This is a genomic window from Nocardiopsis rhodophaea, assembly GCF_039530945.1.
Classification (GTDB): domain Bacteria; phylum Actinomycetota; class Actinomycetes; order Streptosporangiales; family Streptosporangiaceae; genus Nocardiopsis_C; species Nocardiopsis_C rhodophaea.
Window position 1 is genome coordinate 169,279 of sequence record NZ_BAAAPC010000006.1, and the last position, 16,776, is coordinate 186,054.

16 protein-coding genes are annotated in these 16,776 nt (G+C 70.5%); 9 read left to right on the top strand and 7 right to left on the bottom strand.

The window, feature by feature from the left end:
• Window positions 1–31 precede the first annotated feature (31 nt).
• The 4 genes from ABD259_RS08750 to ABD259_RS08765 all read left to right on the top strand — a co-directional run bounded on the left by ABD259_RS08750 (window position 32) and on the right by ABD259_RS08765 (window position 2,613).
• Complete coding sequence (locus tag ABD259_RS08750; protein ID WP_412759402.1) at window positions 32–427, top strand: DUF6703 family protein; 396 nt, start codon at window positions 32–34, stop codon at window positions 425–427.
• Between the two features lie 68 nt (window positions 428–495).
• Entirely contained in the window at window positions 496–1,317 is an 822-nt protein-coding gene (locus ABD259_RS08755; RefSeq protein ID WP_344104123.1) for a metal ABC transporter ATP-binding protein, read from the top strand.
• Between the two features lie 7 nt (window positions 1,318–1,324).
• Window positions 1,325–2,224 carry a metal ABC transporter permease gene (locus ABD259_RS08760; protein ID WP_344104247.1) on the top strand — a complete coding sequence of 300 codons (900 nt, stop codon included), beginning with the start codon at window positions 1,325–1,327 and terminating at the stop codon, window positions 2,222–2,224.
• A complete protein-coding gene (locus tag ABD259_RS08765) occupies window positions 2,221–2,613 on the top strand; it encodes a Fur family transcriptional regulator (protein WP_344104121.1) in 393 nt (130 codons plus the stop codon). The genes ABD259_RS08760 and ABD259_RS08765 overlap by 4 nt, the downstream gene beginning before the upstream one ends.
• A gap of 162 nt (window positions 2,614–2,775) precedes the next feature.
• On the opposite strand, the gene ABD259_RS08770 is transcribed toward ABD259_RS08765, so the two are convergent.
• The 3 genes from ABD259_RS08770 to recO form a co-directional block, all read right to left on the bottom strand.
• A complete protein-coding gene (locus tag ABD259_RS08770; RefSeq protein WP_344104119.1) occupies window positions 2,776–3,576 on the bottom strand; it encodes an SGNH/GDSL hydrolase family protein in 801 nt (266 codons plus the stop codon).
• Between the two features lie 165 nt (window positions 3,577–3,741).
• Window positions 3,742–4,602, bottom strand: a complete 861-nt coding sequence (locus tag ABD259_RS08775) for an isoprenyl transferase (protein ID WP_412759401.1) — start codon at window positions 4,600–4,602, stop codon at window positions 3,742–3,744.
• Window positions 4,599–5,330 carry a DNA repair protein RecO gene (gene recO, locus ABD259_RS08780; protein ID WP_344104117.1) on the bottom strand — a complete coding sequence of 244 codons (732 nt, stop codon included), beginning with the start codon at window positions 5,328–5,330 and terminating at the stop codon, window positions 4,599–4,601. The genes ABD259_RS08775 and recO overlap by 4 nt, the downstream gene beginning before the upstream one ends.
• Window positions 5,331–5,592: 262 nt before the next feature.
• On the opposite strand from recO, the gene ABD259_RS08785 reads away from it, so the two are divergent.
• Window positions 5,593–6,486: a CAP domain-containing protein gene (locus ABD259_RS08785; RefSeq protein ID WP_344104115.1), complete on the top strand. Its 894-nt coding sequence runs from the start codon at window positions 5,593–5,595 to the stop codon at window positions 6,484–6,486.
• A gap of 100 nt (window positions 6,487–6,586) precedes the next feature.
• Here ABD259_RS08785 and leuA read toward each other — a convergent pair whose 3' ends face one another.
• The 4 genes from leuA to ABD259_RS08805 all read right to left on the bottom strand — a co-directional run bounded on the left by leuA (window position 6,587) and on the right by ABD259_RS08805 (window position 12,467).
• The gene (leuA, locus tag ABD259_RS08790; RefSeq protein WP_344104113.1) at window positions 6,587–8,335 is read right to left on the bottom strand and encodes a 2-isopropylmalate synthase; all 1,749 of its coding nucleotides are present in this window, start codon (window positions 8,333–8,335) and stop codon (window positions 6,587–6,589) included.
• Between the two features lie 351 nt (window positions 8,336–8,686).
• Window positions 8,687–10,399, bottom strand: a complete 1,713-nt coding sequence (gcl, locus tag ABD259_RS08795) for a glyoxylate carboligase (RefSeq protein WP_344161427.1) — start codon at window positions 10,397–10,399, stop codon at window positions 8,687–8,689.
• A gap of 218 nt (window positions 10,400–10,617) precedes the next feature.
• On the bottom strand, window positions 10,618–11,553 hold the full coding sequence (locus tag ABD259_RS08800; RefSeq protein ID WP_344104109.1) for a 2-hydroxy-3-oxopropionate reductase: 936 nt from the start codon (window positions 11,551–11,553) through the stop codon (window positions 10,618–10,620).
• Window positions 11,554–11,642: 89 nt separating this feature from the next.
• Window positions 11,643–12,467: a hydroxypyruvate isomerase family protein gene (locus ABD259_RS08805; RefSeq protein ID WP_344104106.1), complete on the bottom strand. Its 825-nt coding sequence runs from the start codon at window positions 12,465–12,467 to the stop codon at window positions 11,643–11,645.
• Window positions 12,468–12,838: 371 nt separating this feature from the next.
• On the opposite strand from ABD259_RS08805, the gene uraD reads away from it, so the two are divergent.
• The 4 genes from uraD to ABD259_RS08825 all read left to right on the top strand — a co-directional run bounded on the left by uraD (window position 12,839) and on the right by ABD259_RS08825 (window position 16,525).
• Window positions 12,839–13,375 carry a 2-oxo-4-hydroxy-4-carboxy-5-ureidoimidazoline decarboxylase gene (gene uraD / locus ABD259_RS08810; protein ID WP_344104103.1) on the top strand — a complete coding sequence of 179 codons (537 nt, stop codon included), beginning with the start codon at window positions 12,839–12,841 and terminating at the stop codon, window positions 13,373–13,375.
• On the top strand, window positions 13,372–13,716 hold the full coding sequence (uraH, locus tag ABD259_RS08815; protein WP_344104101.1) for a hydroxyisourate hydrolase: 345 nt from the start codon (window positions 13,372–13,374) through the stop codon (window positions 13,714–13,716). Before uraD ends, uraH begins: the two co-directional genes overlap by 4 nt.
• 196 nt (window positions 13,717–13,912) lie before the next feature.
• A complete protein-coding gene (gene pucL / locus ABD259_RS08820; protein ID WP_344161430.1) occupies window positions 13,913–14,809 on the top strand; it encodes a factor-independent urate hydroxylase in 897 nt (298 codons plus the stop codon).
• A gap of 288 nt (window positions 14,810–15,097) precedes the next feature.
• Complete coding sequence (locus tag ABD259_RS08825) at window positions 15,098–16,525, top strand: nucleobase:cation symporter-2 family protein (protein WP_344104095.1); 1,428 nt, start codon at window positions 15,098–15,100, stop codon at window positions 16,523–16,525.
• Window positions 16,526–16,776: the final 251 nt, after the last annotated feature.

The window sequence follows — 16,776 nt, forward strand, 5'->3', positions numbered from 1 at the left end:
AGGTCTCGTCCGAGCAGCACGAAGGAGTCGCGTGTCCCCCAAGCGCAAGAAGAAGCGCGAGAGCACATCCCGACCGCGCCCCGGCGGTACCGGGTCGGCTCCCCGGCCGCTGCCGCCCGGGGAGTCGTTCTTCACCCCGGACGCCAGCCCCTTGCGCCAGGAGATCGAGCGCCGCAGCGCCGTCCCGCTGGTGTGGCTGCACACCGCCCCGCGGTGGATCCTCCCGGTGGCCATGGCCGGGGTGTTCGTGGCGGGGCTGCTCCTGGCCGGGCTGCTGGGCGCGCTACTGCTGGCGCTGCTCGCCGGGTTCTTCGCCTGGCTGGCGTTTCTGGCCTGGCCTGGCCTGCGGGGCGGGGAGCGGGCCATGCGGGCGGTCGTGGTCGCTACCCTGTTGGCCCTCGGCCTCCTGCAAAGCGGGCTATTCTAACGGCTTCGGCAGGGACAACGCATACGGGACGTTTTGACAACCATTTTCGTTTTCGGCACACTTGACACGTGAACGTCGAATCCACCGGCGGCCGGGATCCGCGAACCGCCCCGGACCAGCGCCCCGCTCCTCCCGCGTTCTGTGTGACCGACGCCGTCGTGGCCTACGAGCGCGCTCCCGTCCTCCGGGGCGTGACCTTCGACGTCCCCGCGGGCCAGACGCTGGCCATCCTCGGCCCCAACGGTTCGGGCAAGTCCACCCTCATGCGTGCCATGCTCGGGATCACGCCGCTCGTCAGCGGTCGTGTCGAGGTGTACGGCACCCGGCTGAGCCGGTTCCGCGACTGGGCCCGCATCGGCTATGTCCCCCAGCGCCTGTCCGCCGGGGGCGGAGTCCCCGCGACGGTCCGCGAAGTCGTCGCCTCGGGCCAGGTGGCGCGCCGCCGCCGGCTCCGCCGGGCCACGCGCGACGATCACTCCGCCGTCGCCAGCGCACTGGCCTCCGTGGGGCTCACCGACCGCGCCAATGACTCCGTGCACGAACTGTCCGGCGGCCAGCAGCAGCGCGTCCTCATCGCCCGCGCACTGGCCGGGCGGCCCGACACCTTCGTGATGGACGAGCCGATGGCCGGGGTCGACTCGGGCAGCCAGGAGGCCCTGGCCGACACCATCCGCGCTCTCAGCGAGCGCGGCGCCACCGTCGTCCTGGTGCTGCACGAGCTCGGCCCCTTGGAGCCACTCATCCAGCGCAGCCTGGTGCTGTCCGAGGGCCGTATCGCCCACGACGGCCCCGCGCCGCGCCGCAGCCACGACCATATCCACCCGCACGCCGGCGAGGCCCCCGCGCCGACGGCCGCGGTGCCCGACATCGAGGTACCCCGACTTGCTTGATCTGCCCCTGCTCGACCTGCTGAAGTACGACTTCATGCAGCGGGCCCTCATCGTCGCCGTTCTGGTGGGACTCATCGCCCCCGTCATCGGCACCTTCCTGGTGCAGCGCCGCCTCGCCCTGCTCGGCGACGGCATCGGCCACGTGGCGCTGACCGGCGTCGCCCTCGGGTACCTGACCGGCAACTCCCCGGTCGTCGTTGCCCTGCTCGTCGCCGGCGCCGCCGCCGTCCTGATCGAGCTGATCCGCGTGCGCGCCCGCGCCAGCGGCGACGTGGCGCTCGCACTGCTCTTCTACGGCGGCATCGCCGGGGGCCTGCTGCTCATCGGCCTGACGCCGGGGGCCAACAGCGCGACGCTGACGGCCTTCCTGTTCGGCTCGGTGAGCAGTGTCAGTCAGGAGGACGTCTGGGTGATCATCGGCTTGGCGGTGGTCGTGATCGCCGTGATCGGCTACTTCGGCCGCGAGCTGTTCGTGCTCTGCCAGGACGAGGAGGTGGCCCGCGCCCACGGGCTGCCGGTTCGCCTGCTCAGCATGGTCATCGCGGTCACCGCCGCCCTGACGGTCGTCCTCGCCATGCGGGTCGTGGGCGTTCTGCTGGTCAGCGCGCTGATGGTGGTGCCAGTGGCCGCCGCCCAGCAGCTGACCCGGAGCTTCAGGGTCACCATGGCGCTGGCCGTGGGCATTGGCGTGCTGTGCGCTGTCGGCGGGCTGTCCACGACCTACTATGTGGATGTAGCGCCGGGTGGGGCCATTGTGCTGCTCGCGCTCGCGGTGTTCACGGTGGCGGTGGCTGTCAGTCGCCTGATACGCGGGCGGCGTGGCGCGCCCCGTGCCCCCCGAGAGGAGGTCGAGGTCGCTGGGGCCGGTACGATGCCCCAGACCGATCGGGGGAGCGTATCCACATGAGTACACGTCGCGAGGCCGTCCGACAGGCGCTGAGTGAGAGCACCGGCTTTCGCAGCGCTCAGGATCTGTATGCGGACCTTCGCTCCGAGGGCTCGAAGATCGGGCTCACGACCGTCTACCGCGCGCTGCAGGCACTGAGTGATGCCGGCGAGGTCGACGTACTGCGCACCAGTGACGGAGAGGCCGTCTACCGCGCCTGTCTGACCGACACCCACCACCATCACCTGGTGTGCCGTGAGTGCGGGAAGGCCGTGGAGATCGAAGGCCCGGCCGTGGAGAAGTGGGCCGAGAGCATCGGAGTCCAGCACGGGTTCAGCGATGTCACCCACACCGTTGAGGTGTTCGGGACCTGCGCGTCCTGCGCCGCGTCGGCGCAGTCGGAGCGGTAGCGGTCACCGGGGCCGTCGGGGCTCGTCCGCGGTACCGGGCCCCCGCCCGGTCCTCTCCGCGGGCGGCACCGGCGGAGACAGCGAAGGCGCGCCACCGATCCCCTGATCGGTGGCGCGCCTCTCTGTGTCCGTCGGCCGGTCGGCGCGGCGGCGATCCGGCCGTCAGCGCAGGCGCTCCAGGTTCGGCCGCTTGGGACGCAGGCCGTCTCCCGAGGAACGCCCGGTCAGGCGGCGGCCGATCCAGGGCACCAGGAATTCGCGCGCCCAGTGCAGATCGTCCTGGCGGGCCAGTCGCCAGTCCTTGGGTGCCTCCGGCGGCCAGGGCTCGCGCCAGTCGGCGTCGACCGGCAGTCCCAGGACCTCGCAGGCGCGCAGCGCCAGACGGCGGTGGCCCTCGGGGGACATGTGCAGCCGGTCCCAGCTCCAGGCGCGGTGGTCCTGCAGGGGCTTCATGCTCCACAGGTCCACGACCAGGCAGCCGTACTCGTCGGCGATGGCGCGCAGGTGCATGTTGTAGGTGGCGATCTTGCCCCGCAGGTGGCGCATGACCGGCTGGAACCCGGTGTCCATGCCGGTGAAGATCACGATGGTCGCGCCGGTCTCGCTGAGCTTGGCGATGGTGCGGCGGAAGATCTCGGCGATCTCGTCGGGGTCCGTGCCGGGGCGGATGATGTCGTTGCCGCCCGCGCAGATGGTGATCAGGTCCGGCCGCAGCTCCATGGCCCGCGGCACCTGGTCGGCCACGATCTGCCGGATGAGCTTGCCGCGGACGGCGAGGTTGGCGTAGCGGACCTCGGCGGCGTTGTCGGCGAGGTGTTCGGCCAAGCGGTCGGCCCAGCCCCGGTACCGGCCGTTCGGCGTCTCGCCGCTGTCGGGGTAGGGGTCATCCATGCCCTCGGTGAAGCTGTCGCCGAGAGCGACATAGGAGATAATGCCGTTCTGGTCCAAATCAAAGCCGCGCATGGTATTTGATGATGCCTCGCGACACCACGGTTACGCGATAGTAGGTTACGGAATCGCGGCTTTTTGTTACCGGACTCACGGTACGTCACCGCAGGGCACGACGGTGGGAGGGGCCACGGAAACGAGGGGGAACTCTCCCGTCGTCCCTCCCGACCGCGCTCCGGCTCAGGAGGTGGTGGCGCCGGTGTCCGTGCCCGCGCCGGCCGATGTGTCGGGAACCGGGTTGGGTGCCGCGCCGCCGTAGCGGCGGTCGCGGCTGGCGAAGACCTCGCAGGCGTGCCAGAGGTGGCGCCGGTCGAAGTCGGGCCAGAGCGTGTCGAGGAAGACGAACTCGGCGTAGGCGGACTGCCAGAGCAGGAAGTTGGAGGTGCGCTGCTCGCCCGAGGAGCGGAGGAACAGGTCGACGTCGGGGATGTCGGGCTCGTCCAGGTAGCGGGCGACCGTGGCCTCGGTGATCTTGTCCGGGTTGATCCGGCCCTCGGCCGCCGCGCGGGCGAGGGCCGCGGCGGCGTCGGTGATCTCCGCGCGGCCGCCGTAGTTCACGCAGAACTGGAGGGTGAGCGCGGTGTTGTTCTTGGTCATCTCCTCGGCGTCCTCCAGTTCGGAGATGACGCTCTTCCACAGCCGCCCGCGGCGCCCGGCCCAGCGGACCCGGACCCCCATGGCGTGCAGCTCGTCGCGGCGCCGCCGGATCACGTCGCGGTTGAAGCCCATGAGGAAGCGGACCTCGTCGGGCGAGCGCTTCCAGTTCTCGGTGGAGAAGGCGTAGGCGGACAGCGTGGGGATACCCAGCTCCAGGGCGCCCTCGACGACGTCGAACAGAGAGCCCTCACCGGCCTTGTGCCCCTCGGTGCGGGGCAGCCCCCGCTCCTTGGCCCAGCGGCCGTTGCCGTCCATGACGATGGCCACGTGCCGCGGGATCAGTTCCGCGGGCAGTTGCGGGGGGCGCGCACCGCTGGGGTGCCGGCTCGGCGGCGTGTACCCCCGCGCGGGGGCCTTGGATGGTGAGGAGTTGAACAGGCTCAAGAACGCTCCACAAGGCGCAGAGATCGGATTCCGTTTTCCAGGTGCCACTGCAGGTAGGCGGCGACGAGTCCACTGCACTCGTTGCGGTGCCGCTCCTCACTGGCGTCGGCCGCCGCCCAGTCGCCGCTGATGAGCGCCGTCATCAGGCGGGTCGACTCAGGTGCGGGATGGGTGGTCCCGTGCGGCCGGCAGGGCGTGCACACCATGCCGCCCGCGTGGACCGCGAACGCGCGGTGCTCGCCGCGCGTGCCGCAGCGCGCGCACTCCTGCAGGACGGGCGCGTATCCGGCGACCGCGAGTGAGCGCAGCAGGTAGGCGTCGAGCACCAGCCGGGGGTCGTGGCTGTTCTCGCCGAGCGTCCGCAACGCGCCGATGAGCAGCAGGAACTGGCGCAGGGCCGGGTCCTTCTCGACGACGACGATCTTTTCCGCCGTCTCCAGCATCGCGGTGGCCGCCGTGTAGCGGGGGTAGTCGGTGACGATGGTCTCGCCGTAGGCCCGCAGTGTCTCCGCCTGGGTGATGACGTCCAGCGTGCGGCCGGTGTACAGCTGCACATCGACGTGGCTGAAGGGCTCCAGCCGGGCGCCGAAGCGCGACTTGGTGCGCCGCACCCCCTTGCCGACGGCCCGCACCAGGCCGGTCCGCCGGGTCAGCAGCGTCACGATGCGATCGGCCTCCCCCAGCTTCTGGGTGCGGAGGACGACCCCTTCGTCGCGGTAAAGGCTCACACCTCCATTGTCGCGGATCCGCGAGGCGGACGTGCGCACGCATGGGATTCGACCGTCCCTTACGGCGGTCCCGTCCCGGTCGCGCGCCCAGCACCACCGCGTCCCCCGCCGATGCCTGAGTAACCACACACCTCACGAGTGTGCGTTTCCCGGCATTTCGTCCTCATGCTCCCCTTAGGACACGATGTGGTCTACGATCGCGCGAGCACCGACATTCCCTACCGAACGGGGGCTGGCTGGCATGGCACGCGGACGCCGTCGATTGCCCAGGAAGCGCGACGAATCGCCCGGGGCACGGCAGAGACCCAGGCCGTCCACCGGGTCGTCGACAGCGCGCCACCGGTGGAAACGGCCGCTCATCGGCGCGCTGGTCGCCGTCCCCGTCGGGCTCGGCGTGGCCACCGGGCTGGTCCTCGCCTCGATCCCCCAGGGGCAGGGCCCCGCCCAAGCGGGGTCGGATGTGGGGAGCGCGTTCCCGGACGAGCGCCTCCCGCCCGCCGTCTCCGACGATGACTTCTTCGACGGCGAGGACGGTACGAAGGGCACGGACTCCAGTCCCTCCGCGTCCGGCGGCTCCGGACAGCGCGAGGCCACCGCGACCACCGAAGGCGAGGTGGAGGCCTCCGCGCCCCCGAAGGACGGCAGCGACGGCTCCGGCTCGTCCAAGAGCGGCGGCTCCACCGCGTCCCAGGAAACGTCGCGCGGGCCGGGCTCCTCGGGCGGCTCCGGTGGCGGTGGAGGCTCCTCCGCGTCGGCTGGCCCGTCCTCGGCCGCCCCCTCGGGCGGGTCCTCCGCCAAGGCCTCCGAGGTCGTCAGCCTCGTCAACGCGGAACGCGCCTCCGCCGGATGCGGGCCGCTGCGGGTCGACGACCGGCTCACCACGGCCTCCCAGAAGCACAGCGAGGACATGGCGACCCGCGACTACGTGGCGCACGAGACGCCCGAGGGCAAGACTCCTAAGGATCGCGCCGCGGAAGCCGGGTACACCGCCTGGGGCGGGGAGAACGTCGCCGGGGGCTACTCTTCCGCCCAGGCCGTGATGGAGGGGTGGATGAACAGCAAAAACCACCGCGAGAACATCCTCAACTGCGACTTCAAGGCCATCGGCGTCGGCGAGGCCGACGGCCGCTGGACGCAGAACTTCGGCCAGAAGTGACCGGCCCCCACAGCCGCCGGCGGCCGGTGCCCCCAGCTGGGGGCACCGGCCGCCGCTTTCTCTGCGCTGGGCCCAACGGCCGGGCGGGGCGTGGCCTCGGCTAGTCGATCGCGCGGCGCGCGGCCTGGCCGACCGCGCTGCACACGGCCTTCAGGGAGGCCCGGGTGATGTTGTGGTGGATGCCCACACCCCACACCGCGCGACCGTCGACCTCGGCCTCGACGTAGGCGGCCGCGCGGGCGTCGGTGCCCTCGCTGAGCGCGTGCTCGACGTAGTCGACCACCCGCACCTTGACGTCGATCGCGGCCAGCGCGTCGCAGAACGCCGAGAGAGGGCCCTGCCCGCTCCCGGTAATCTCGCGGATCTCACCGTTGATCCGCACATCGGCGCTGATGCGGTACTCGGGGTCGTCGGTGCCGCTGGTTCCGCCCGGGACGGACCGGTGTGCCAGCACCGCCACGGGGCCGTCCTCGGCCAGGTAGGTCTGGGAGAAGATCTCCCAGATGCGCTCGCCGCTGAACTCGCCTCCCTCGGTGTCGGTGTGCTCCTGCACCTTGTGGGAGAACTCGATCTGCAGGCGGCGCGGCAGGTCCAGGGCGTGGTCGCGCTGGAGGACGTAGGAGACGCCGCCCTTGCCGGACTGGCTGTTGACCCGGATGACGGCCTCGTAGTCGCGGCCGACCTCCTTGGGGTCGATGGGCAGGTAGGGCACCTGCCACGGGTACTCGGACTCGGGCACGCCCGCCTCGGCGGCGTCGCGCTCCAGCGCGGCCAGGCCCTTCTTGATGGCGTCCTGGTGGGAGCCGGAGAAGGCGGTGTAGACCAGGTCGCCGCCGTAGGGGTGGCGGGGGGCCACCGGCAGCTGGGTGCAGTACTCCACGGTGCGGCGGATCTCGTCGATGTTGGAGAAGTCGATCATCGGGTCCACGCCCTGGCTGAACAGGTTGAGGCCCAGGGTGATGAGGTCGACGTTGCCGGTGCGCTCGCCGTGGCCGAACAGGCAGCCCTCGACGCGGTCGGCCCCGGCCATGACGCCCAGCTCCGCGGCGGCGATGCCGGTGCCGCGGTCGTTGTGCGGGTGGACCGACAGGCAGACGTGCTCGCGCCGGGTCAGGTTGCGGCTCATCCACTCGATCTGGTCGGCGTACACGTTGGGGGTGGCGCGCTCGACGGTGGCCGGCAGGTTGAGGATGATCTCGCGGCCGGGGCCGGGCCGCCAGACGTCCATGACGGCCTCGCAGACCTCCAGGGCGAAGTCCAGCTCGGTGTCGATGAAGATCTCCGGAGAGTACTCGTAGCCGAAGTAGCCGCCCTCGGCGAGGGCGGAGTCGGCCAGGTAGGTCTCGGCGCATCTCATGACATGGCGGGTGCCCTCGACGGCGATGGCCTTGCAGGCCGCGCGGTCGACGTTGAACACCACGCGGCGGAACTCCGGCGCGGTGGCGTTGTACAGGTGGACGGTGGAGCGCTTGGCGCCCACCAGGCTCTGCACGGTGCGCTCGATCAGGTCCGCACGTGCCTGGGTGAGCACGGAGATCTGGACGTCGTCGGGGATCCTGCCGCCCTCGATCAGGCTGCGGACGAAGTCGAAGTCGGTCTGGCTGGCCGCGGGGAAGCCGACCTCGATCTCCTTGTAGCCCATGCGGACCAGCAGGTCGAAGATCTCGTGCTTGCGCGCGGGGTCCATCGGCTCGATCAGCGCCTGGTTGCCGTCACGCAGGTCGGTGGAGAGCCACCGGGGCGCGGTGGTGATGGTCGTCGACGGCCAGGTGCGGTCGGGCAGATCGACCGCGGGAAAGGGACGGTAGCGCTCGAAGGGCATACCGCTGGGCTGCTGCTGCGGAACCATGGAAGATGCTCCTTGGAAGTGTGCTCGCGATGTCGTGGCCGACCAGACCATGGCAAAGCCCCGCGGCGTGGGAGTCGACCTGTTTTCTACCGACCCGCGCCGCGGCCGCTAAGGAGAAGCAGCTCGCGCAGCATAACGTTGATCACGGTACCAGACAGGTGGCGGCGGGAAACGGCACCCCCGGGTTCGAACGTCGCTGTCCCGGGGACGCCGCACGGCAGCGGGGTGCGCATCAGGGGAAAAGGGCGCCGCGGTGGCCCGGCCAAGTGGCCACCGCGGCGCCCTGGTCGCGGACCCGTCCCCCTCCTCCGCCCGCGCGGCGGTAGGCGGGGATGCCGTGGGCGGCGTGGACTACGCGGGGGCCGGCTCGAACTCCTTAACCGCGTCGATGGACGGGCCGTGCGGCGTGTTGGCCTCGCGCTCGATCATGATCTCGACCAGGACCGGCCGCGAGGTACGGCGCGCCTCCTTGCGGGCCCATTCCAGGGATTCGCGGATGTCCGCCGGATCCAGGACCCGGCGGCCGGAGCAGCCGTAGGCCTCCATGATCTTGACGTTGTCCGTGCCGTACTCGTCGTAGTGGATGTCGACCTGGTAGTTCATGTCGTAGGGGATCTCCGCCTGGCGGATCAGCCCCAGGTATTCGTTGTTGATCATGATGAGGACGAACGGGACGTCGTACTGGGCGCCCACGGCCAGCTCCTCCACCATGTACTGGAAGCCGTAGTCGCCGACGATGCCGACGACCTCGGCGTCGGGCTCGGTGGCCTCCACCGCCTTGCGGACGCCGATCGCCGCCGGGATCTCCCAGCCGAGCGGGCCCGCCTGGCCGCAGATCTGGTAGTGCCGCGGCTTGTGGGCCTTCTGGTGTTGACCGCCCCAGATCTGGTACAGGCCGATGGCGGTGACGAAGTAGGTGTCGGCGCCGAAGACCTCGTTGATCTCCTTGTAGACGCGTGGTGCCTTGATCGGCGTGGAGTCGAAGTCCTCGCGGCGGCCCATCGTCCGCTTGAGCTCGGCGATCCGCTCCACCCAGGCGCCCGGCCGGCGTCCGGCCCCGCGCCGCCTGGCCGCCTCCAGCAGCGTGCCGAGGAACAACTTGGCGTCGGAGACGACGCCGAGGTCCGGTTCGAAGACCTTGCCGATCTGGGTGGGTTCGATGTCGACGTGGATGAACTTCCTCGCGCCCCGGTACACGTCCAGCTGTCCGGTGTGCCGGTCGCCGAACCGGGCGCCGACCGCCAGCACCAGGTCCGACTCCAGGAAGGAGGCGTTGCCGTAGCGCTGGGAGGTCTGCACGCCGGTCATACCGGAGTACAGCGGGCTGTCCTCGTCGAAGGAGCCCTTGCCCATGAGGGTGACCTGGACCGGGATGTTCAGGTAGGAGGCGAGGTCGCGGAGCTCCTCGGCGGCCTCGGCGATGATGACGCCGCCGCCCGCCAGGATGAGCGGGCGCTCGGCCTCCAGCAGCATGTCCAGGGCGCGCTCCACGCGCGGCAGGTGCGGCTCAACGGTGCTGACGGCCAGTGGCGCGTCGATCGCGGGGTCGTATTCGATGACCTGCTGGGCGATGTCGAGCGGGATGTCGACCAGGACGGGGCCGGGGCGGCCCTCGCGGGCGATCCGGAACGCCTCCCGGAAGATCCACGGCGCCTGGCCGGCCTCCTTGATCTGCACCGCCCACTTGGTCACGGGCTTGGCGATGTCGACGATCTCCACCGCCTGGAAGGCTTCCTGGTGCAGCCGCGTGGAGACCGCCTGACCGGTGATGCACACCATCGGGATCGAGTCCGCCAGCGCGGTGTAGAGGCCGGTGATCATGTTGGTGCCGGCCGGACCGGAGGTGCCGATGGCGACACCGACCCTGCCGTTGGTGCGGGCCCAGCCGTCGGCCATGTGGGTCGCGCCCTCTTCGTGGCGAACGACCAGGTGCTCGATTCCGCCGACCTCCTCCAACGCCTTGTACAGCGGGAGGATCGCGGCGCCCGGGCAGCCGAAGGCGGTGTCGACGCCTTCGGATTTCAGGACCTCGACGACGGCGTTCATCGCGGGCATCTGTACCATCTTCAGTGAACCCTTCACGTGCTAGGGGGTTGTAGGGGGTCCGCCGGCGGACCTTGGGGTGCGGCCAACACCCCGGTCGCCGGTTCTCGCGCGGAGCACACATATAAGTCGCGAGTCCGGACGGCCAGAACCGCCGGCGGAAACCCGTCCTCTCGGGTCATCTCGACCGGGACCTCGCACTCGGCTCCGTTCGACTGACCCGGCCCTGTCAAGATCGGTTACTTTTCGGCGCTCGCGGACAGCTCCTCCACGAGCTTGAGCAGCGCGGAGTGGTCCAGCCCGCCGTGTCCCTGCGCCTTGAGGGCGCCCACGAACTGCGCCACCAGGGCGCCGAGCGGTATCGCGACACCGGCCTCGCGGGCGGCGGTCGTCACGATCTTCATGTCCTTGTCGTGCAGCGCGATGCGGAACCCCGGGTCGAAGTTGCGCTCGCGCATCTGCTCGCCCTTGCGTGTCATCACCGTGCTTCCAGCCAGCCCGCCGTTGAGCACCCGCAGGCCCGCGTCGGTGTCGACGCCGTGCGCCTCCAGGAAGACCAGGGCTTCGGCGACGAGCTGGATGTTGCCCGCGACGATGAGCTGGTTAGCGGCCTTGACGGTCTGACCGGCGCCCGGGGGGCCGACCAGCACCGGGGTCGTGCCCAGCACGTCGAACACTGGGCGGGCGGCGTCGAAGTCGGCCTGCGCGCCGCCGACCATGATCGAGAGCTTGGCCTCGATGGCGCCGGCCTCACCGCCGCTCACCGGGGCGTCGAGGACGCGGAAGCCGCGTTCGGTGCCTTCTTCCGCGAGCTCGCGGGAGACATCGGGGCGGATGGTACTCATGTCGATGATGAGGGCCCCGGGCGCCGCGTTGGCGAACACGCCGTCCTCTCCGCGGAGGACGGACTCGACGTCCGGGGAGTCGGGGACCATCGTGATGACGATGTCGGCGTCGGCGACCGCCTCGGCGATGGAGAGCGCGGCGTGGCCGCCCTGGGCGGCGAGCTTCTGCGTCTTGGCGGGGTCGAGATTGACGCCGGTGACGTGGTAGCCCGCCTTGACGAGGTTGACGGCCATGGGCAGGCCCATGATGCCGAGGCCGATGAACGCGATGCGGCCTTTCTCCGGGGCCAGGACGTCGCCGCCGTGAGCGGTTTCGAGGTTCGTGGACATGTCGTGCGGTGTCCTTTCGGTGCGGAGGATGGAAAAGGGAGCGGGCACGGGAGGGCGACGGGTGCCCGCCGCCGGAAAGGGCGCGGGCGTCAGCCCCGCAGCCAGCCGAAGCTCTCGGCGCTGGGGACGGTCGGCTTGTATTCCAGGCCGACGTAGCCGTCGTAGCCGCCGGCCTGCGCGGCGGCCAGCAGGTCGTCGAGCGGGAGCTGTCCGGTGCCCGGTTCGCCGCGGCCGGGGGCGTCGGCGATCTGGATGTGACCGAACTCCGCGGCGTGGTTGCGGACGACCGCGGCGACGTCGTCGCCGTTGACCGCGAGGTGGAAGAAGTCGGCGAGGAGGGCCACGTTGGCCGCCCCGGCCTTGGTGGCCTCGGCGACGAACGCGAGCCCGTCGGCCGCGGTCTTGAGCGGGTAGCCCTCCGAGCCGCTGATCGGTTCGATCAGGACGGTGCCGCCGATCGCCGCGACCGCCTCGGCCGCGGCCAGCACGCTCTCCAACGCGAGGCGGTCCTGCTCGGCCGGGTCGACGCCGTCCTGGCGCAGGCCGTACAGGGCGTTGAACGCCTTCGTCCCGGTGCGCTCGGCGATGCCGAGGACGACGTCGATGTTGTCGCGGAACTCGCCGACGCGGTCGGGCTGGGACAGCACGCCGCGGTCGGGGCCGGGCAGGGCTCCGGCGAAGAAGTTGAGGCCGGTGAGGCGGACACCCGCGCTGTCGAGCGCCGTGATGAAGGCGTCGACCTCCGTGTCTGTGGGGACCGCGCTCTCGAACGGCCACCAGAACTCGACCGCGTCGAACCCCGCCGCGCGTGCGGCGGCCGGGCGCTCGTGCAGGGGCAGCTCGGTGAACAGCAATGAGCAGTTCACGGTGTAGCGCAGCGTGTGCCCCGATGTGCCGCCCGGTGTCTGGCTCATGTCTCGCCTCCTCAAACAGGGGTTGATTTCATAATACGGAAAACACTTTTCGCTTGAAGGAATGATTTGAGTGTGCGCCTCCACCCCTGCCTTGTCAACCACCCGACGGACGCCGACCGAGGGCGCGGCGATTTGTCCGGAATCGACGGGGCATGGAACCTTGAAACAGCCCTGTGATCGGCGCTACAGTCCGACATGTAGAAGATTGTTTCTGCACTACGAAATCTGCTCGAAACGCGGGGGGCGGCCGCTAACGCCCCCGGTTGGCGGCCCGTGGCCCCGTCCGCAGGTCACCGGTTGGCGTGCGCGCTGGGCGGCGACGCCGACGTGCGGCCTCCGGCCGGAGCATGACCTGCTCACTGGAGAGACACATGCCTGACAGCACCACGTCAGAGGTGGTGGGCGACCCGGGCCTGCGGCGCGTCAACGCGCTGTCACCCACGGAGTTCCGCACCGAGTTCGCGCGCTGCCTCGACGTCGACCGCTGGGTCCGCGCCCTCGAAAGCGAGCGCCCCTTCGCCTCGCGCGAGGCGCTCCTGGCCGCGGCCGACAGCCACGCCCGGCACATGACCGACGACGAGGTCCGAACCGCGATCGCCCGGCACCCCCGCATCGGCGAGCGCGCGAGCGGCGACGACACCGAGTCGACGTGGTCCCGGGGCGAGCAGTCCGCCGTCACCGCGGACGGCGCCGACTCCGAGGCCGCCTTCAAGGCCGCCAACGCCGACTACGAGGCCCGCTTCGGCCACATCTACCTCGTCTGCGCCAGCGGGCGTTGTAGCGAGGAGCTGCTGGCCGACCTGAGGAACCGCATGAACAACGATCCGGCCACCGAGACCCGCGTCGTCGCCGGGGAGTTCCGCAAGATCGCGCTGCTGCGTGTCGGAAAGGTATTGGACGGATCATGAGCCACGTGACCACGCACGTTCTGGATGCCGCCCTCGGCAGACCCGCCACGGGGGTGCCGGTGCGTCTGGAGGCCGCCGCGGACGCGCGGCGCTCCTCCTGGAAACCCGTCGCCAGCGGCGCGACCAACGACGACGGGCGCATCCCCGACTTCGGCCCCGACCAGCTGCCCGCCGGGGTCTACCGGGTCACCTTCGACACCGCCAGCTACTTCGACCGCACTGGCCAGCGCGGGTTCTATCCCGAGGTCAGCGTGGTCTTCGATCTCAGCGACGAGGACGCGCACTACCACGTGCCCCTGCTGCTGAGCCCGTACGCCTTCTCGACCTACAGGGGGAGCTAGACGACCCACGGAAACCGACGTTTTCCCTCTTCGAGTGCGTGATAGGTCCTTCCGCATGACCAGCGGTCCTCCCTCGGGCGCACCAGACGCGGCACTCCACACGCGCCCCGGAGTCCCCGCCCGGCGGGCCCCGCGCGCGGACACCGCGTCGGCAGATTCTCCCGACTTCCCAGATACCGGATGGAGTTGACCCAACGTGGGAATCCGACTCGGAGACAACCAGTACGGCAAGGCCGAGGTACGCCTGGTCCACATCGACCGCGGCACCGACGTCCACCGCATCAAGGACATCAGCGTCACCTCCCAGCTGCGCGGCGACTTCGAGGCCGTGCACGTCGAGGGCGACAACGCCAACTGCATCCCCACCGACACCCAGAAGAACACCGTCTACGCCTTCGCCAAGGAGAACAACGGCGTCGGCGCCGTCGAGGACTTCGCCCTTCTGCTCGCCCGGCACTTCGTCGACGAACACGACTGTGTCCGGGGCGCCCGCCAGGAGATCGAGGAGTACGGCTGGGACCGTATCGCCACCGCCGACGGCCCGCACGACCACTCCTTCGTCCGACGCGGCGGCGAAACCCGCACGACGGTCGTCACCAAGGACGGCGACCAGGAGTGGGTCGTCTCCGGCCTGGACGGCCTGACCGTGCTGAAGTCCACGGGCTCGGAGTTCCACGGCTACCCGAAGACGAAGTACACGACGCTCAAGGAGACCACCGACCGGATCCTGGCCACCGATGTCACCGCCCGCTGGCGCTACATCGGCACCGACGTCGACTGGGACAAGGCCTACGCGTCGGTCCGGGCGATCCTGCTGGAGACGTTCGCCACCACCCACAGCCTTGCGCTGCAGCAGACGCTGTACGCGATGGGCACGGCCGTGCTGGAGGCGCACCCGGAGATCGCCGAGGTGAAGTTCTCCATGCCCAACAACCACCACTTCCTGGTCGACCTGTCCCCGTTCGGACTCGACAACCCCAACGAGGTGTTCTTCGCGGCCGACCGTCCCTACGGCAAGATCGAGGCCACCGTCGAACGCGATGACGCCCCTGATGCAGGTCGGGCGTGGGAGACGGTCCCCGGATTCGTGTGATCCCGCGGCGCCGCGACGGCCGGGAGGCCCCCTGCCCCCGGCCCCGGCCGGTCGTACGCCGCCCCGCTCCCCGGCTCCCTCCTCGGTCCTGTTCTCGACCCTTCCCCCGCCCCACTCCCGTGGGACCGCACCTCGCGCGCGTCGAAGGCGCCTCTGCCCTCCCACCGGCGTCTGAGCCGTGCCCCCGACGCACCCATCACCCGCAACGACCCGCTCTCCCACCGGTCGATGTCCCCGGGCCGGTGATCGGGACCGGGTAGCTGAGATCGCAAGGGGCTGAAAACCGGCATGAGATTCTCCAGGTCCCCCAAGGACGAATCGGCCGCAAGCATCGCCACCGCGAACGACCCGGAGCACCCTTCTACGGGCCGCCCGGCTGACGGGAGCCCGCCGACGCGGCCCGAGGACCAGTGGCTCCCCCCGAAGCTGCTCTTCCTCTACGGACTCCAGCACATCCTCACCATGTACGCCGGGGCCGTCGCCCCCGTCCTGGTCCTCGGGGCCGCCGCCGGGGTCGACGCCGCTGGTATGGGCATCCTCATCAGCGGCGCCCTTCTCACCTCCGGGATCGCTACCCTGCTGCAGAGCCTGGGGCACCGGCGCATCGGAGCGCAGATGCCGATCGTCGTCGCCGCGTCGTTCGTCCCGGTGGGCGCGATGACCGGCATCGCCGGCGACCACGGTCTGCCCGCCGTGTTCGGCGCGTCTCTCGCCGGCGGTTTCTTCGCGCTGTGCCTGACGCCGTTCTTCGGACAGCTGGTCCGCTTCTTCCCACCGGTCGTGACGGGCACCATCATCACCGTCATCGGCCTGTCGTTGATGCCGGTGGCCGTCAGCTGGATCACCAACGGCCACACCATCGTGGTGGACGGGACCGCGACGTCGGTGCCGACCCTGGGCGATCTCGGGCTGGCGGCGGCCACACTCGGCTGCGTCCTGCTGTTCTCCCGGGTCCTGCCCGGCCTGCTCGGCCGCATCGCGGTTCTGCTCGGCCTCGCCGCCGGAACGCTCATCGCACTGCCCTTCGGCAAGGCCGACTTCGGCGCGGTGGCCGACGGGCCGATGTTCGCTCTCGGCTCCCCCTTCTACTTCGGCGCCCCAGAGTTCCAGGTAGCGGCCGTGCTCACCATGTGCGTCATCATGCTGGTCGTTCTGACCGAGGGCGCGTCGCACATCATCGCGGTCGGCGAGATCACCGGGGCGCGCGTCGACGCCGCGCGCATCTCGGCGGGGCTGCGCGCCGACGTCAGCGCCTCACTGATCGGCCCCATCTTCAACGCCACACCGGCCAGCTCCTTCGCGCAGAACATCGGACTGCTGGCGCTCACCGGCGTGCGCAGCCGCTACGTGGTGGGCGCGGGCGCGGGGCTGCTGATCGCCCTCGGGCTGTTCCCGGTGCTGGGGCGGGTCGTGGCCGCCATCCCGATGCCGGTGCTGGGCGGCGCCGGGCTGGTGCTGTTCGGCAGTGTCGCGGCCAGCGGCATCCGCACCCTGGGCCGGGTCGACTTCTCCAACAACCTCAACCTGATCCTGGTGGCCACGTCGCTCGGCTTCGGCCTCATCCCCCTGGCCGCACCGGGCTTCTACGAGGGCTTCCCCCACACGATCGCGCTCGTCCTGCATTCGGGCATCGTCGCCGCGGCGGTCAGCGCGATCCTGCTGAACCTGTGCTTCCACATCATCGGCACAGCAAAGGGAGCCGGAGACGGCGGCTGACGCCGCCCGCACGCGCCGTCCCGGGCGGTGGGCGGGTGGACGCCGGCCCACCGCCCAGCGCCCGGTACACGCGCCCGCTGACCGCTGGACGAGTTCGGGCACCCGGCTCCACGCACGGCGGTTCGGTTGTCGACGGTGGCGGAGTCGTAGGGGTATCTCATTGCCGTCGATGCCGGTGGCGCTCACGACCAGACGGATGATTCGTGCGCAGTGGCCGCACGCGTAGCGGATCTCATCGTTTCGGACAATCC

Bases quoted from the DNA above. Each gene is read 5' to 3' on its own strand.
- ABD259_RS08800 (WP_344104109.1), bottom strand. From the start codon at position 11,553: ATGTCCACGAACCTCGAAACCGCTCACGGCGGCGACGTCCTGGCCCCG.
- ABD259_RS08825 (WP_344104095.1), top strand. From the start codon at position 15,098: ATGAGATTCTCCAGGTCCCCCAAGGACGAATCGGCCGCAAGCATCGCC.
- ABD259_RS08805 (WP_344104106.1), bottom strand. From the start codon at position 12,467: ATGAGCCAGACACCGGGCGGCACATCGGGGCACACGCTGCGCTACACC.
- uraD (WP_344104103.1), top strand. From the start codon at position 12,839: ATGCCTGACAGCACCACGTCAGAGGTGGTGGGCGACCCGGGCCTGCGG.
- gcl (WP_344161427.1), bottom strand. From the start codon at position 10,399: ATGGTACAGATGCCCGCGATGAACGCCGTCGTCGAGGTCCTGAAATCC.
- uraH (WP_344104101.1), top strand. From the start codon at position 13,372: ATGAGCCACGTGACCACGCACGTTCTGGATGCCGCCCTCGGCAGACCC.
- ABD259_RS08765 (WP_344104121.1), top strand. From the start codon at position 2,221: ATGAGTACACGTCGCGAGGCCGTCCGACAGGCGCTGAGTGAGAGCACC.
- ABD259_RS08770 (WP_344104119.1), bottom strand. From the start codon at position 3,576: ATGCGCGGCTTTGATTTGGACCAGAACGGCATTATCTCCTATGTCGCT.
- leuA (WP_344104113.1), bottom strand. From the start codon at position 8,335: ATGGTTCCGCAGCAGCAGCCCAGCGGTATGCCCTTCGAGCGCTACCGT.